Genomic DNA, 628 nt, shown 5'->3' with positions numbered 1-628 from the left:
CAAGCCCAGCGAGCTTCGCCATCTGCTGAGCCCGCGACGCCATCCACTGCTGCTCTGCCAGCGCCGCGCGACCTTGATCGTCAACCGCGTTCGCCTGTTCGCCTTTCTGTTCGCAGTGCTCACCCCGCTGTGGAGTCTGATCGATCTGATGGTGTTCGAGCCCAGGCTGTGGGCCGCGCTGGCCGGTTTTCGGATGATGGCGTGCCTGGCGTTCACCTGCCTGCTGCTGTTCTACCGCCCGAGCGGTAATCTGCTCGATGCCTATCGGGCGATCGCAATCCTGTTCGCCATCCCGACCATCTTCTACATCGCCTCGCACACCTTGCTCGGCAGCTATCAACTGGCGCAGTTCTCCGCCGTGGTCGGCGCCGGCTACGCCTTTCTGCCGTTCGTGCTGATGGCCGGGCTGACCATTTTCCCGCTGACCCTGGTGGAGAATTTGGTGCTCTCCAGCCTGTTGCTGCTGGCGCAGGCGCTGGCCGGCTATCTCAGCTGGGCGACGCTGAACTGGCCGTCGTTCGCCGGTGCCTTCTGGCTGTTGATCCTGATCGCCGGCGTCGCCAGCCTGGCCAGCATGAGCCAGCTGGCGTTCATGTTCGCGCTGGTGCGCCAGGCCATCCGCGACCCG

At 64.8% G+C, this 628-nt stretch carries 1 protein-coding gene; it reads left to right on the top strand.

Annotation, left to right across the window (positions count from 1 at the left end):
- Positions 1 to 628 (top strand): hypothetical protein (locus CXQ97_RS20985; RefSeq protein WP_219815480.1); only part of this gene is annotated, 628 nt, incomplete at both ends.

This window comes from Arthrobacter sp. B0490, assembly GCF_002929355.1.
In the GTDB taxonomy this organism is placed as follows: domain Bacteria; phylum Actinomycetota; class Actinomycetes; order Actinomycetales; family Micrococcaceae; genus Arthrobacter_D.
This window is presented reverse-complemented; position numbering and strand designations above follow the sequence as displayed.